The following is a 15,245-nucleotide window of genomic DNA, read 5'->3' as shown; positions in this document are numbered from 1 at the left end:
CCAAATCCTGGGCATTCTCGGGCATCTCGGCGCCGTCTATGAATTTTGAAATAGATAATAAAATCAGGGAAATATCGCAGGCGCTGTTTTTCTTTGCCGCTCGGCTGCGCAGTCCCTGCCTGTCTTTTGACCGGCCGAAATTTCTTTTTCGGCCGCAAGGACCGCCACTCTTATTCTAAGTATCGAATCTATCTATTTTTGAATTTTCCGGTTTGGTCTTATCCCCTTTGTCATTCCACGGAGTGAAAAGAGGTCGTCTGCGGGCTGCCGGCTACGCCGGGGCATTGCTGCCGCGAGACCATAACAGGGGACCGAAATGAAGAGATTGAGCAATATCCGGCCGGACATGTCACGCCTTTGGGCGACGCTGATGCGTTCCGCCGAAATCGGCGCGACCGAAAAGGGCGGCCTGAAGCGGCTGGCACTTTCCGACGAGGATGCGGCGATGCGTCACCAGTTCATTCACTGGTGCGAGGAGGCGGGCCTGACGGCCAGGATCGACGGCGTCGGCAATATCTTCGCCGAACGGGCGGGAACCGATGCGGATGCGAAGCCCGTGCTGGTTGGCAGCCACCTCGACACGCAGGTTCATGGCGGCCGCTTCGACGGTATTCTTGGTGTGCTGGCCGGGCTGGAACTCGTTCGCACGCTGAACGACCATGCGGTTGCCACACGCCGGCCGATCACCCTTGTGAACTGGACCAATGAGGAGGGCGCGCGTTTTGAGCCGCCGATGATCGGCTCGGCGGTTTTTACCGGCGCCAAGGCGACGGAATTCGCCTATTCCCGCAGGGATCGCGATGGCTTTACGCTTGGCGGCGAGTTGGAGCGCATCGGCTTCAAGGGTAAAGACGCGATTTCGGCGGAGGCTTTCGACAGTCTGTTCGAACTGCATATCGAACAGGGGCCGCGATTGGAGGCAGCGGCCAAGCAACTCGGAATCGTTACCGGCGCTTTCGGCGTGCGCGGTTTCGTGGTGGAAGTGCACGGCGAGACCGGCCATGTCGGCCCGACGCCGATGCCGGCGCGCAAGAATGCGCTGGTGGGTGCCGCTGAGGTGACGCTGGCGATCAATGAGATCGGCTGGGCCAATCACGAGACCGGCGGTAAGTCCACGACGATGCGCATCAGGGCGGAACCTAATCTCCTCGGTGCGCTGCCGAATTTCGTTGAAATGACCTGCGACATGCGCCACCCCGACGACGCCGTTGTCAGCACCATGTTCGAAGCCTTCAAGGCGAGACTTCCCGAGCTGGAAGAGCGGTCGCGCTGCAAGATCGTCGTCAAGGAAGGCTGGGCCTATGGCGGCATGCATTTCGACGCCGGCTGCATCGAACTCATCCGCAATGCCACCGATGCTTTCGGTTATTCCTCGATGGACCTCCTTACCGAGGCCGGGCATGACGCCATGCATGTCGCCGAATATCTGCCGACGGCGATGATCTTCACCCCGTGCGAGGGCGGTCTTTCCCATAACGAGGCGGAAAACGTCACGATTGCCGACATCGAGCCCGGCGTTAACGTGCTGGTTCAGGCCGTTCTGGAGCGCGCGAACCGCGCCGACTGAAGCTGGGGCGCTTTCGCTTTTCTGCGAAGCGCGAAAAGGCCCCAACACTCTGTTTTAGCGTATTCCCGGCCGGCAGTGCCGGGGTCCGCTTTGGCTGGAAAATGCTTTAAATGGAACGGTGAAAAGCGGGATCGCTTTTCGCCGTTTTCCTATTCGCCCTCTGTTTCCACAAGGGCCGCCGCCGCCTGCGCATCGAAAAGCTCGTTTTCGAAAATCGTAAGAAATGCCCGCTCGGCGCCGCCGAGGTCCATATCGGGGTTGCGGAGGAAGTAGGCGTCGGCTCCGAGCGAATCCTGAAGCAGCGGGATATGCCAAAGCTCGTCTTCCTCAAAGCCGCGCGCCGCATCCAGCGGCAGAATACCCACGCCGATGCCGGCGATGATCATTCGCCGAACCTCTTCCATATGCGGGCTGGAGCCGACGGTCCATTTGCCAAGCCCCACGCCGTCGCGAAGGGCGATCATCGGTTCCAGCGCGCCGCCTTCCTGGCTGCAGGTAAAGGCCACGAAGGCTTCCTGCCGCAATTCCTCCATGGTGATGTCGCCACGGCCGTAAAAGGGATGGGAAGCACCGCAATAAATGCCGAATGTTTCCCTGAGCAGGAATTTGCAGTCCATTCCGGCAAGCGGTTTCGGCAGCAGGCAAATGCCGAATGGGGCCTGTTTCTGGCCGATGGCGCGAACGATATCCTGCGTATTGGCGACATCGATGCGGATGGTGACGGATGGATGACGCCGCCGCAACTGGCGCAGCGCTTGATCGAGCTGCGGCAGCACGAGATTGGTGACGATGAGGACACGCACCTGACCCGTCAGATCGTCCGCCTCGGTCGAGAGTTTTTCGCCGATGCGCTCGACCCGCAGGAAAATTTCGGCACATTCCTGACGAAGCATTTCGCCCTGAACCGTCAGCACGAAACGGCGGCTGTCGCGCTGGATCAACTGACACCCCAGCGTTTCCTCAAGCTTTTGCAGCGCGGCGGTTACCGAGGGCTGGCGCACGAAAAGCCGGTTGGCCGCCCGCGTGATGCTGCCTTCCTCGACAATGACCAGAAAGGTCCGCAGCAGGTTCCAGTTCAGATGCTGGATGCGGGGGGCATAACGTGACAACGATGCGTTCCTCGAATGAATTGCGGTTGCATCTTATAGCTATTTTTGCCGGCGAAAAACGTCCACCGGCTGCAAAGAGTGGCGCTTTTGGCCGGGGACGCGATTTTATTCTCCGGCGGGCCTGCGGAAAGCGGCCCACCACGTCGGCGCGGCCGCGTCAGCCGCCATATTGGTCATCCGTCACCTGTTCCATCCAGTCCACCACCTTGCCATCCTTGACCTCCTGAAGTGCAATATGGGTCATGGCGACATTCGGTGCTGCCCCGTGCCAGTGCCTTTCTCCCGGTGCGAACCAGACGGTATCGCCGGGACGGATTTCCTCCACCGGGCCGCCTTCGCGCTGCGCCCGTCCGAGGCCGGAAACCACAATCAGGGTCTGGCCGAGGGGATGGGTGTGCCAGGCGGTGCGGGCGCCGGGTTCGAAGGTGACCTGAGCGCCCTGAACCCGCTCGGCATCAAAGGGGTTGAAGAGGGGATCGATGCGCACCTGCCCCGTGAACCATGCCTCGGGGCCTTTCGCCGATGCTCGTGTTCCTGCGCGCAATATTTCCATTGGTTTTTCTCCCGATTGCTGACTCGAGGGGATTTGAAGCGGGAATCCTGCCATTGTCCACAGTGAAATGAAAACCGGCATGATCTGCCGGACAAGGACATTTTCAGAAGCTCCGTGCCGCGCCGGTCCCGGCCCATGTCTCGATTTTTCAAGCCTTTTCCGCAGGTCGCAACTGCTCATCCGTCGCCGTTCCACGCCCTTGGATAAAAATCATTCTCGGGATTGACTCGTTTATGAAAACGGTTACATTCGCCGATGTAAACGGTTTCATTAGTCAAAAACCGTGCTTGGAGGAGCAAATTTCATGTTTAGACATTTGATGGCTGCTGCCGCTTTGGTGCTGGCGGCGGGCACGTCGGCGCATGCCCAGGAGCAGAGCTTCAAGATCGGTCTTTCCAATTCTTTCGTCGGCAGCGAATGGCGCACGCAGATGATCGAAGAGGCTCAGGCTGCCGCGAAAGCGTGGGGCGAAAAGGGCGTCAAGGTTGAGGTTGTCGTTCAGAGCGGTAATGTCGATGTGCAGGGGCAGATCGGCCATATCCGCAATTTCATGAACCAGGGCGTCGATGCAATCCTTATCAACCCCGGCAGCCCGACGGCCTTCGATCCGATCTTCGCGCAGGCCAAGGCGCGTAACATTCTCGTCATCGCAACCGACGCCGAAGTGTCCTCGAAGGATGCGCTCTATGTCGGCATCGATCAGAAGGCATGGGCGGCACAGTCCGCGCAGTGGCTTGCGGATGCGCTGAAGGGCAAGGGAAGCGTCGTCGCCATCAACGGCATCGCCGGCAACCCGGCAAACGAAGCCCGCGTCGCCGGTTACCGCGAAGTGTTCAAGAAATATCCTGACATCAAGGTGCTGAACGAAGCCAATGCGAGCTGGGATCAGGCGCAGGGCCAGCAGGCCATGCAGAACCTGCTTGCCACCTATCCCGATATCAGCGGCGTCTGGGTTCAGGACGGCATGGCGGACGGCGCATGGCGCGCCATTGAAGCCGCCGGCAAGACCAAGGACATTGCCGCGACCGGTGAAATCCGCAAGGACTTCATGACCCGCTGGGAAAAGGAAAAGTTCAATTCCGGCGCTTCGGTCAATCCTCCCGGTGTCATGGCCAGCGCGCTCAACGTCGCTGTCCTGAAGCTGCAGGGCAAGGAATTCAAGGACGGCATTTTCGGCGGCACTTATGGTAACGCCATCTATATTCCGATCCCCTTCGTCAGCAACGACAACCTTGCCGAGAATATCAAGGCCGCCGATGGTAAGCCTGGCTACTGGTCCGTCACGGCAACCGTGACGCCGGAACAGGCCGGCGAGTTCTTCAAGTAAGAGCCGTTTCGGGTCGGCGGCCAGCGCCGGCCCGAACCAGAATTTCGAGTGCGGACCGGGCCTTGGCCATCCGCCTGTGACAAGCATTATTCGGGGACTTGCGATGGCGAACGCTTTGGAAGCGGCCGGCATAACGAAGAATTTTGGCGCCGTGCGCGCGCTTTCCGCCGGCAGGCTGACCGTCGGTCGCGGTGAAATTCACGCGCTGCTGGGCGCCAATGGTTGCGGCAAGAGCACGCTTTGCAAGATCGTTGCGGGCGCGGTCGCGCCAACCAGCGGCACGATCCGGTTCAACGGCGCGGAAGTGCGCTTCAAAAGCCCGCGTGACGCGGAAAATGCCGGCATCGCCCTGTTTTATCAGGAGCTGAGCCTCATTCCGCAGCTTTCCGTCGCCGATAACATCTTTCTCGGCCGCGAGCCGAAACGTGGCATTTTTGTTGACGGCAAAGTCCTGAAAGCCGAAGCGGCGAAACTAATCGCGCTGTTTGACGGCGTGGCGGGCGAGGGGCTAGAGCCGGACGCAATCGTTGGCAATCTGCCGCCGGATCAGCGCCAGCTGGTCGAAATCCTCAAGGTCTTCGCCCAGAATGCTAGCCTGATGATCATGGACGAGGCGACGGCGGCGCTCGATGGCCGCCAGTCCCAGCGCTTTTTCGAGATTCTCCGGGCCAAGAAGGCCGACGGTGTCTCCACCATCATGATTTCCCATCGTCTCGACGAGGTTTTCGCCGTCTGCGACCGCATCACCGTCATGCGCAACGGTGCGACGATTTCCGAACTCGATACGGCGGCAACCACCCGCGAAGCCGTCGTGCATGACATGGTCGGCGATGTTCGGGCCGCTCCTGCCCGTCAGAACGGGCGTTCGGCTGCTGCGCCGAGCCTGAAGCTGACGGATGTGGCGGGTGAGGGCGTTCGCGGTGTCACTCTCGAAGCCTATCCGGGCGAAATCGTCGGTCTGGCCGGCTTGCAGGGTCAGGGCCAGTCGGCCTTGCTGAAGGGTCTTTTCGGTGCCAGCCCATTTGCTACCGGCCAAATCCGGTTTGAGGGCCGTGAAATCACCATCGGCAAGCCCTCGCAGGCGGTTCATAGCGGCTTTGCCTATGTCTCTGGCGACCGTGGCCGTGACGCTTCCCTTCAGGGCCGGTCGATCTTCGAAAATCTCGTCGCGGCGCTGATGGTGCGCGAAAAGATGCGGTTGGTCCGTCCCGCGACGCTGAAGCCGCGCGTGCAGAAGGTCGCGGATGACATGAAGACGAAGTTTGCCGGCCTCGATATGCCGATAGGCACGCTTTCGGGCGGTAACCAGCAGAAAATCTTCATCTCCCGCTGGCTCGCCACCGCACCGAAACTGCTGCTGCTCGACGATCCGACCAAAGGCATCGATCTTGGCGCGAAAGTGGATCTCTTCGCCCTGATGCGGCAGCAGGCCGATGCTGGCGCGACCATCCTTCTTTATTCCTCGGAGGATGCGGAAATCCTCGAATATGCCGACCGCATTCTTGTGTTCAACGGTGGACGCATTTCTGCGGAACTGACCGGAGCCGACATGACATCCGTAAACATGACCCGCGCCGCCTATGGAGATGCTGCATGAGCGCCTCCGGTTTTCTGCGCAGGCAGCCATGGGTCATCACCCTCGTCGTACTGGCGCTTCTCATCGCCGTGAACACGTTTCTGCAGCCTTCCTTCGTTCAGCCTTCCGTGCTGCAATCGAACCTGACGACGTTTCTGCCGCTGATCCTGGTCGCCATCGGCCAGACCTATGTCATTCTGGCGGGAGATATCGATCTGTCGGTCGGCAGCATCGTGGCGCTTGCCAATGTCGTCACCGTCAGCGTCATCGCGGCGCTGGGTGGTACGACGGGCGCCGTCTTTGCCGGCATGGCGGCGGGCGCAGCTGTCGGGCTGCTCTGTGGGCTGGTCAATGGCCTCTTCATTTCCGGCCTGCGTTTCCAGCCGATTGTCACGACCTTCGCGACCGGTATCATCTTTGCCGGTCTGGCGATCTGGGTGCTGCCGCAGGCGGGTCTTCCGGTGCCGGAAGACTATTGGCAGACCTATTCCGGCAGCTTCATTGGCTTGCCCTTCGTGCTTTGGGTGCTGATTGGGGGCATCGCCTTCACGCTGATCGTGTCGCGTATTCCGTTTCATACGCACCTGTTGGCCGTTGGCGGCAATCGCACCGGGGCCTTCCAGACGGGCCTGCGCCTTTCGGGCATCCGCATCGGCGCATATATGATCTCCGGCCTGTTTTCGGCGCTGGCGGCGCTCTGCCTGACGGGTGAGACGGCCTCGGGCGACCCGCTGCTGGGTGCAAGTCTGGCGCTGTCTTCCATCTCGGCCGTGGTTTTGGGCGGTACCGCACTTTCCGGCGGTTTCGGCAGCTCGACCGGGTCTATCGCCGGCGCGCTGGTGCTCGGCATGATCGGCAATGTGATTTTCTTTGCGGGCCTGCCCTTCGAGTACCAGACACTGGTGCAGGGTTTGATCGTGCTGACGGCGCTGGCCGGCGGTGTTCTGGTGACGAGGCGTTGATATGACGAATCCCGGCTTGCAAATCAAAACCCTCCTTACTGATCCCCTGACCATCGCCATTGGCGCATCGGTCTTCCTGCTGCTGGTCGGCGAATTGTTGTCGCCCGGCTTCGCACAGGGCTCGCAGATTGTGCGGCTGCTGACGATTGCCGCCATTCTCGGCATCGTCGCGGCGGGTCAGAACCTCGTCATCCTCGGCGGTCGCGAAGGCATCGACCTTTCCGTCGGCGCGATGATTTCGCTTGGTGCCGTTCTTGCCGGCAATATGATGAACGGCCAGAATGCGGGCATTCCGCTTGCCATTCTCGTTGCCGGCGGCATCCCCTTCCTGATCGGCCTCATCAACGGCCTCGGCATTACCTTCGTGCGCATTCCGCCGCTGGTCATGACGCTCGGCATGACGGCGGTTATTCAGGGTGGGCTGGTCGTTTATTCGCAGGGTGTTCCGTCGGGCGCGGCGGCACCCCTGCTGGCGGGCTTCATCAACCGGCCGCTCATCTTCGGCATTCCCGGCGTGCTTTTCGTCTGGCTCGGCATTGCCGCGATCATGCTGTTCGTGCTGCGCCGCACCGCCTTCGGTTTCGCCATCTACGCCATCGGCTCGAATGAGCGGGCGGCGACTCTCACCGGACTGCCCGTCTCTTTGATCCGCACGCTGCTTTACGGCCTTTCCGGCCTGTTCGCCGGGCTGACCGGGGTGTGCGTGATCGGTTACACCGGCACCTCCTTCATCTCCGTCGGCGACCAATATGTGCTCCCGTCGATCATCGCGGTCGTCATCGGCGGCACCTCGCTTGCTGGCGGTGCGGGCGGATATGTCGGAACCATGGCCGGGGCAGTTGCGCTCACCATTCTGCAAAGCGTACTGATAACGCTCAACCTCGATGTATGGGCACGGCAGATCATATTCGGTGTCACGTTGCTAGCGCTGATGCTGCTTTATGGCCGCCAAAAGCAGTTGCGTGTGTGACAGATGAGCAAAGACCAAGGTTCGAATATCAGGGAAGTGGCAGCTCTTGCGGGCGTTTCGATTGCGACCGTATCGCGGGCGCTGCAGCAACCCGACAAGGTTCGCCCGGAAACCAGAAAGAAGGTTTTCGACGCCGTCCGGCAGGCCAACTTCGTTCCCAATGCGCAGGCGGCAAGCTTCCGGCGTCAGTCCAACAACACTGTCATCCTTCTCGTTCGCGATATCGGCAACCCGTTTTATCTCGAAATCTACAAGGGCGTTGAGGAAGCGGCGGGCGAAGCGGGCTTCAAGGTGCTGATGGGCGATGCCCGCAACGACGAGAACCGCGTGGCGACCCATATCGACATGGTGCGCCAGAAACATGCCGACGGCCTGATCCTGATGACCGGCCAGTTTCCCGCCGAGCTTCTCGAACAGGGCGATGCGCTGCCGCCGATTGTCATCGCGTCGGAAACCGTGCCCGGCCTCGCGCTGCCGACCGTCAAGGTGGACAACGGCGCCGCCTCCAAAAACGCCATGCGCCACCTCATCGAGGCGGGACATCAAAGGATCGTGCATCTGGCCGGTCCGGTCCCGGAAAGTCTGGCGCAGGAGCGCTTTGATGGTTATCGCGCGGCACTTGCCGAAGCCGGCATCGCTTATGCCGACGAACTTGTCGTGACGGGCGATTACAGCATCGAGGCCGGACGTCAGGCAATTGGCAGCCTTCTTGAAGGCGGCATTGCCTTCACCGCGATCTTCGCCTCGAGCGACCAGATGGCGATTGGCGCGATCAGCGAGTTGCGTGCGCGCGGCGTTTCGGTTCCGGCCGATGTCTCCGTCATCGGCTTCGACGATATCATTTTCGCCAATGCTTTCGAGCCGCCGCTGACGACGGTGCGCCAGCCCCGGCAGGAAATGGGCCGCAAGGCCATGGCGCTGATGGTGGACCGGCTAAACGGCAAACGCACGGCTGAAACCATCGTGCTGGATACGGAACTGGTGGTGCGCGGCTCGGTCGCGCCCTGCCGCCCGCCGCATCGATAGCGGCCAGACTGTGAATGCAAGGAGTGTAAGGACATGAAGACGATCAAAGGCCCGGCGATTTTCCTCGCGCAATTTGCCGGAGACGAGGCCCCTTTCGACACGCTCGACAATCTCGGCCAATGGGCGGCTTCGCTCGGTTACAAGGGCATTCAGGTGCCGACCGATCCCAAACTCTTCGATCTGGAAAAGGCCGCTGCATCCAAGACCTATTGCGACGATATCAAGGGCCGGCTTGCCGAGATGGGTATCGAGATCACCGAGCTTTCGACCCATATTCAGGGCCAGCTTGTCGCCGTTCACCCGGCCTATGACGAAATGTTCGACGGTTTTGCACCCGCTGAACTGCGCGGCAAACCTCACGCGCGGCTGGAATGGGCGGTCAACCAGCTGAAATATGCGGCGAAAGCCTCGCAGCATCTCGGCCTCAAAAGCCACGCCACCTTCTCCGGCGCGCTCGCCTGGCCCTTCGTTTACCCCTGGCCGCAGCGCCCGGCGGGCCTCGTTGAACTGGCCTTTGCGGAGCTGGGCAAACGCTGGACCCCTATTCTCGATGCCTTCGAGGAGAATGGCATCGATCTCTGCTACGAACTGCATCCCGGTGAGGATCTGCATGACGGCATCACTTTCGAGCGCTTCCTCGAGGCCACCGGCAATCACCCGCGCGCCAACATCCTCTACGATCCCTCGCACTTCGTCCTTCAGGCGATGGATTATCTCGATTTCATCGACATCTACCACGAGCGTATCCGCGCCTTTCACGTCAAGGATGCCGAGTTCAATCCGACCGGCCGTTCCGGTGTTTATGGCGGTTATCAAGGCTGGGTCGACCGGCCGGGGCGGTTCCGCTCGCTTGGCGACGGGCATGTCGATTTCGGCGCGGTGTTTTCCAAGCTCACCCAATATGACTTCGACGGCTGGGCGGTGCTGGAGTGGGAATGTGCGCTGAAGCATCCGGAAGACGGCGCGCGCGAAGGTGCCGGCTTCATTGAAAACCATATCATCCGCGTGACCGAGCGGGCCTTCGACGATTTCGCCAAGAGTGGCATCGATGATGCCGCCAATCGCCGCCTTCTTGGACTTTGAAAGGGATAGCCATGTCCTCCGCTACAAAGAAATTCGATAGCCGCCGTATCCGTCTCGGAATGGTCGGTGGTGGTCAGGGCGCTTTCATCGGGGCGGTGCACCGCATCGCGGCCCGGCTGGATGACCGTTACGAACTGGTGGCCGGCGCGCTTTCCTCCGACCCGGCACGTGCTGCCGCTTCGGCGACCCTGCTCGGCATTGCGCCGGAGCGGTCCTATGCTTCGTTTGAGGACATGGCGGCGGCCGAGGCTGGACGCGAGGACGGTATCGAGGCGGTCGCCATCGTCACGCCGAACCATCTGCATTTCGCCCCCTCCAAGGCCTTTCTCGACGCCGGTATCCACGTCATCTGCGATAAGCCGGTCACCGCGACACTGGAGGAAGCGAAGGCACTGGCCGAGATCGTCAGGGCATCCGATAGCCTGTTCATCCTGACGCATAATTACACCGGCTACGCGATGCTGCGGCAGATGCGGGAAATGGTGGCGCGTGGCGACATCGGCAAGCTACGCCACGTTCAGGCCGAATATGCGCAGGACTGGCTGACTGAAGCCGTTGAAAAGACCGGCGCAAAAGGTGCGGAATGGCGCACCGACCCCAGCCGGTCCGGCGCAGGCGGGGCAATCGGTGACATCGGCACGCACGCTTTCAACGCCGCCGCCTTTGTGACGGGTGAAATCCCGACAAGCCTTTATGCCGATCTGACGTCGTTCGTTCCGGGCCGACAGCTGGATGACAGCGCCAATATTCTGCTTCGTTATGCAAGCGGCGCAAAAGGCATGCTCTGGGCGAGCCAGATCGCGGTCGGCAACGAAAACGCCCTGTCGCTCCGGGTCTATGGCGACAAGGGCGGGCTGGAATGGCACCACCGGGTGCCGGATGAGCTGTGGTTCACGCCTTATGGCGAGCCGAAGCGGCTGATCACCCGCAATGGCGCGGGTGCAGGCGATGCCGCCAACCGTGTCAGCCGTGTGCCATCGGGGCACCCGGAAGGATATCTCGAGGGTTTTGCGACGATCTACCGCGAAGCCGCAGATGCAATCATCGCAAAGAGGGAGGGAAAAACGGCCGCCGGGGATGTGATTTATCCCGGCATAGAGGACGGCCTTGCGGGTCTCGCATTCATCGATGCGGCCGTCCGGTCCAGTCGGACCTCGTCCTGGGTCGGGATCGACATCTAGCTCGCCCAATATCGGGCACGGACGACGCAGGGCACAGGAGGCGGTGCCCGGCATGACCCGGCCAGACGGCCGGGAAAGGCGAGGGCACGCGTGTCGTCATATTGATCAAACGGAAAGGGAGTTACGCGTTTGAAAACGTTCAAGTCAAAATTCGCTGGCATGGCATTCGTGGTTGGACTGGCGGCCGGTTTCGCAAATCCGGTTTTTGCCGATGACAGCAAGGTGCTGCCGATTGCCGCGCAGATGTACACGCTGCGCAATTCCGGAACGCTGGAAGAACAGCTTGCCATTCTCAACCGCGCTGGCGTCTCCGCCGTGGAAACCGTGGACATGCAGAAGGTCAGCGCCGGCGAACTGAACGCATTGCTGGAAAAGCACAAGATCAAGGTCATTTCCTCGCATGTGCCGATCGACAAGCTGCGCGGCAATCTCGATGCGGTCATCACCGAGCAGAAGGCCGTCGGCAACCCGGTCATTACCGTGCCTTTCCTGAAGGCGGAAGACCGCCCGAAGGACGCCGCCGGCTGGACCGCCTTCGGCAAGGAGCTTGGTGGTTACGCGGACAAGCTTTCCGCAGCAGGCCTCTCCATGGCCTATCACAACCACGACTTCGAGATGGTCAAATTCGACGGCAAGACAGCGCTGGAACTGCTGCTCGACGCGGCAGGCCCGAAGCTGCAGGCCGAAGTCGATGTCGCCTGGGTGGCGCGCAGCGGCAATGATCCGGCCGAATTCCTCGGCACGTTGAAGGGCAAGGTTTTCGCCATCCACGCCAAGGACAATGCACCGGCCGGCACGGCGGAAAACGAGCGCGGCTTCGCCACACTCGGCACCGGCGTTCTCGACTGGAAAACGATCCTGCCGGCGGCCAAACATGCCGGCGCAAAATGGTTCATCCTTGAACACGATCTTCCGCTCGATGCCGAAGCGGTGGTGACCAAGGGCAACGCGTTCCTCAATGAACGCCTTCCGACCATTCAGTAAACACTGCCAGTAAAACCAGAACCGCTCCCCGGCGGCCGGTTTCGGCGGGGAGCATGAGGTTCGACAGACGGATGACCATTTTCCGCCGCGCCGCGCCGCGACGGGAAGCGCTTTGTCTTGTCGTTTTTTCCAAGCTCACATCGGAGGAGTTATCATGGCAAACAATCATTATGATGCGATTGTTGTCGGCTCGGGCATCAGTGGAGGCTGGGCCGCAAAGGAACTCACGCAAAAGGGCCTGAAGGTTCTGATGCTGGAGCGCGGCCGCAATATCGAGCACATCACCGACTATCAGAATGCCGACAAGGAAGCCTGGGATTACCCCCATCGCAACCGCGCCACGCAGGAGATGAAGGCGAAATACCCCGTTCTCAGCCGCGACTACCTGCTGGAAGAGGCGACGCTCGGCATGTGGGCCGATGAGCAGGAAACGCCCTATGTCGAGGAAAAGCGCTTCGACTGGTTCCGTGGTTATCACGTCGGCGGCCGCTCGTTGCTCTGGGGCCGCCAGACCTATCGCTGGTCGCAGACCGATTTCGAGGCCAATGCGAAAGAAGGCATCGCCGTTGATTGGCCAATCCGCTATGAAGACGTCTCCCCCTGGTATGACTATGTCGAGCGCTTCGCAGGCATTTCCGGCAGCCGCGAGGGGCTGGATATTCTCCCCGATGGCGAATTCCTGCCGCCCATTCCGCTCAATTTCGTCGAGCAGGATGTGGCCAGCCGGCTGAAGAAGGCGTTCAAGGGCACGCGCCACCTCATCAATTCGCGCTGCGCCAACATTACCCAGGAACTTCCCGATCAGGAGCGCACGCGCTGTCAATTCCGCAACAAGTGTCGGTTGGGCTGTCCCTTCGGCGGCTATTTCAGCACGCAGGCCTCGACCCTGCCTGCGGCGGTCGCCACCGGCAATCTCACTTTGCGGCCCTTCTCCATCGTCAAGGAAATCCTTTACGACAAGGACAAGAAGAAGGCGCGTGGCGTCGAGATCATCGATGCCGAAACCAACCTGACCTACGAATACACCGCCGACATCATCTTCCTGAACGCCTCGACGCTGAACTCGACATGGGTGCTGATGAACTCCGCCACCGATGTCTGGGAAGGCGGTCTCGGCAGCAGCTCCGGCGAACTCGGCCACAACGTGATGGATCACCATTTCCGCATGGGCGCGACAGGCCAGGTGGAAGGTTTCGAAGACTTCTATTTCAAGGGCCGCCGCCCCGCGGGCTTCTACATTCCGCGTTTCCGCAATACCGGCGACGACAAGCGCAAATATCTGCGCGGTTTCGGTTATCAGGGCTCGGCCAGCCGTTCGCGCTGGGAGCGGGAGATCGCTGAACTCAATATCGGCGCCGACTACAAGGAGGCCCTGACCGATCCGGGTGGCTGGACCATCGGCATGACCGCCTTCGGTGAAATGCTTCCCTATCACGACAACCGCGTGAAGCTCGATCATGACAAGAAGGACAAGTGGGGCCTTCCGGTCCTTTCCATGAATGTCGAGATGAAGCAGAACGAACTCGACATGCGCGAAGACATGGTCAATGACGCCGTCGAAATGTTCGAGGCGGTCGGCATCAAGAACGTCAAGCCCTCGCGGGGCAGCTATGCGCCGGGCATGGGCATTCACGAAATGGGAACGGCCCGCATGGGCCGCGACCCGAAAACCTCCGTCCTCAACGGCAACAACCAGGTCTGGGATGCACAGAACGTCTTTGTCACCGACGGCGCCTGCATGACCTCGGCCTCCTGCGTTAACCCGTCCTTGACCTATATGGCGCTGACGGCGCGTGCCGCCGATTTTGCCGTTTCCGAACGCAAGAAGGGGAACCTGTGATGAACAGACGCGAACTGCTGAAACTGATAGCCATTGCCACCGGCCTTCCGCTGATCGGCGCGGATGTCCTCACGGCTGCCGAAAACGCCGCCAAGCCCGCCGGCGCTGCCCACGTCTTCACCGCCGAAGAAATCCGCTTTCTGGACGAGGTGGCGGAAACCATCATTCCCCGCACCTCCACGCCGGGGGCGAAGGAGGCTGAAGTGGGTGCATTCATGGCCGTCTATGCGGCCGATTGTTATACCGACGAACAGCGGACACTTTTCCTTTCGGCGATTTCCGACATCGAAAAGCGTAGTCAGGCCGAACACAAGAAGGGCTTTCTGGAGCTGACGCCGGAACAGCGGCAGGCGCTGCTTGCCGCGCTGGACAAGCAGGCCAAGGCGGAACAGACGCCTGCAAAGCCGCACGCCTTCACGCTGGTCAAGCAACTGACGCTGCTCGGCTTCTTCACCTCGAAGATCGGGGCCACGGAAGTTCTCGTCTACGACGAGATTCCCGGCGGTTTCGAAGATCGCGTTCCCTACAAGAAGGGCACGCCCGCCTGGGGCACGACCTGAAGAGAGAACTGTTGGCCCGTCCGCATTTGCAGACGGGCCACACTCAAGCGGCAAGACAAGGATGACACGATGCGCAAGACAGTAATCATCGCGGCGGCTATGCTGACCGCAAGCACCGTTCCCGCTCTTTCGGAGGGCGATGTTGCCAAGGGGGAGGCGGTGTTCAAGCGCTGTTCCGCCTGCCACGCCATCGGCGAGGGCGCGAAAAACAGGGTCGGCCCGCAGCTTAACGGCATCATTGGCCGTGCGGCAGGCGGCGTGCCTGACTATACCTATTCGGCAGCGATGAAAAAAGCGGGCGAGGACGGCCTTGTCTGGACACCGGAAGAATTGCGGGATTTCCTGAGCGCGCCCAAAAAGAAAATACCCGGCAACAAGATGGCGCTGGCCGGCATCAGCAAGCCGGAAGATCTGGACAATCTCATCGGCTATATCCAAAGCGCCGCTTCGAAGCCGGCTGAGTGAGAACGGCGGGGCCGTCCGGTCGAGGCGTTGCTCTGGGTGAAT

14 protein-coding genes are annotated in these 15,245 nt (G+C 60.8%); 12 read left to right on the top strand and 2 right to left on the bottom strand.

From position 1 onward, the window contains the following. Nucleotides 1-316: 316 nt before the first annotated feature. On the top strand, nt 317-1,567 hold the full coding sequence (locus ACQZ5K_RS20540; RefSeq protein ID WP_448741255.1) for a Zn-dependent hydrolase: 1,251 nt from the start codon (nt 317-319) through the stop codon (nt 1,565-1,567). A 149-nt stretch (nt 1,568-1,716) separates the two neighbouring features. On the opposite strand, the gene ACQZ5K_RS20535 is transcribed toward ACQZ5K_RS20540, so the two are convergent. After that, nucleotides 1,717-2,676, bottom strand: a complete 960-nt coding sequence (locus ACQZ5K_RS20535) for a LysR family transcriptional regulator (protein WP_196379653.1) — start codon at nt 2,674-2,676, stop codon at nt 1,717-1,719. 157 nt (nt 2,677-2,833) lie between these two features. Continuing rightward, nucleotides 2,834-3,229 carry a (R)-mandelonitrile lyase gene (locus ACQZ5K_RS20530; protein WP_448741254.1) on the bottom strand — a complete coding sequence of 132 codons (396 nt, stop codon included), beginning with the start codon at nt 3,227-3,229 and terminating at the stop codon, nt 2,834-2,836. Nucleotides 3,230-3,533: 304 nt separating this feature from the next. Between ACQZ5K_RS20530 and ACQZ5K_RS20525 the strand changes: the two genes are divergently transcribed. The 11 genes from ACQZ5K_RS20525 to ACQZ5K_RS20475 all read left to right on the top strand — a co-directional run bounded on the left by ACQZ5K_RS20525 (nt 3,534) and on the right by ACQZ5K_RS20475 (nt 15,203). Then, nucleotides 3,534-4,556 carry a substrate-binding domain-containing protein gene (locus ACQZ5K_RS20525; RefSeq protein WP_448741253.1) on the top strand — a complete coding sequence of 341 codons (1,023 nt, stop codon included), beginning with the start codon at nt 3,534-3,536 and terminating at the stop codon, nt 4,554-4,556. Nucleotides 4,557-4,659: 103 nt separating this feature from the next. Continuing rightward, a complete protein-coding gene (locus ACQZ5K_RS20520; protein WP_448741252.1) occupies nt 4,660-6,153 on the top strand; it encodes a sugar ABC transporter ATP-binding protein in 1,494 nt (497 codons plus the stop codon). After that, on the top strand, nt 6,150-7,094 hold the full coding sequence (locus tag ACQZ5K_RS20515; protein ID WP_448741251.1) for an ABC transporter permease: 945 nt from the start codon (nt 6,150-6,152) through the stop codon (nt 7,092-7,094). The genes ACQZ5K_RS20520 and ACQZ5K_RS20515 overlap by 4 nt, the downstream gene beginning before the upstream one ends. 1 nt (nt 7,095) lies before the next feature. Further along, nucleotides 7,096-8,064 carry an ABC transporter permease gene (locus ACQZ5K_RS20510; protein ID WP_065117786.1) on the top strand — a complete coding sequence of 323 codons (969 nt, stop codon included), beginning with the start codon at nt 7,096-7,098 and terminating at the stop codon, nt 8,062-8,064. Nucleotides 8,065-8,067: 3 nt separating this feature from the next. Then, nucleotides 8,068-9,090, top strand: coding sequence for a LacI family DNA-binding transcriptional regulator (locus ACQZ5K_RS20505; protein WP_448741250.1), 1,023 nt, complete (start codon nt 8,068-8,070; stop codon nt 9,088-9,090). 33 nt (nt 9,091-9,123) lie between these two features. Further along, entirely contained in the window at nt 9,124-10,173 is a 1,050-nt protein-coding gene (locus ACQZ5K_RS20500; RefSeq protein ID WP_448741249.1) for a sugar phosphate isomerase/epimerase family protein, read from the top strand. Between the two features lie 11 nt (nt 10,174-10,184). Then, entirely contained in the window at nt 10,185-11,354 is a 1,170-nt protein-coding gene (locus ACQZ5K_RS20495; RefSeq protein ID WP_065655239.1) for a Gfo/Idh/MocA family protein, read from the top strand. Nucleotides 11,355-11,483: 129 nt separating this feature from the next. Further along, entirely contained in the window at nt 11,484-12,338 is an 855-nt protein-coding gene (locus tag ACQZ5K_RS20490; protein WP_448741248.1) for a sugar phosphate isomerase/epimerase family protein, read from the top strand. A 154-nt stretch (nt 12,339-12,492) separates the two neighbouring features. Next, complete coding sequence (locus ACQZ5K_RS20485) at nt 12,493-14,178, top strand: GMC oxidoreductase (protein WP_448741247.1); 1,686 nt, start codon at nt 12,493-12,495, stop codon at nt 14,176-14,178. Next, nucleotides 14,178-14,738, top strand: coding sequence for a gluconate 2-dehydrogenase subunit 3 family protein (locus ACQZ5K_RS20480; RefSeq protein WP_448741246.1), 561 nt, complete (start codon nt 14,178-14,180; stop codon nt 14,736-14,738). The genes ACQZ5K_RS20485 and ACQZ5K_RS20480 overlap by 1 nt, the downstream gene beginning before the upstream one ends. A gap of 69 nt (nt 14,739-14,807) precedes the next feature. Continuing rightward, the gene (locus tag ACQZ5K_RS20475; protein ID WP_448741245.1) at nt 14,808-15,203 is read left to right on the top strand and encodes a c-type cytochrome; all 396 of its coding nucleotides are present in this window, start codon (nt 14,808-14,810) and stop codon (nt 15,201-15,203) included. The last annotated feature ends 42 nt before the right edge of the window (nt 15,204-15,245 follow it).

It is taken from the genome of Agrobacterium sp. 22-226-1 (assembly GCF_053522345.1).
Note: the sequence above shows the minus strand (reverse complement) of the source record. Positions and strands in the feature narration are given on the sequence as shown.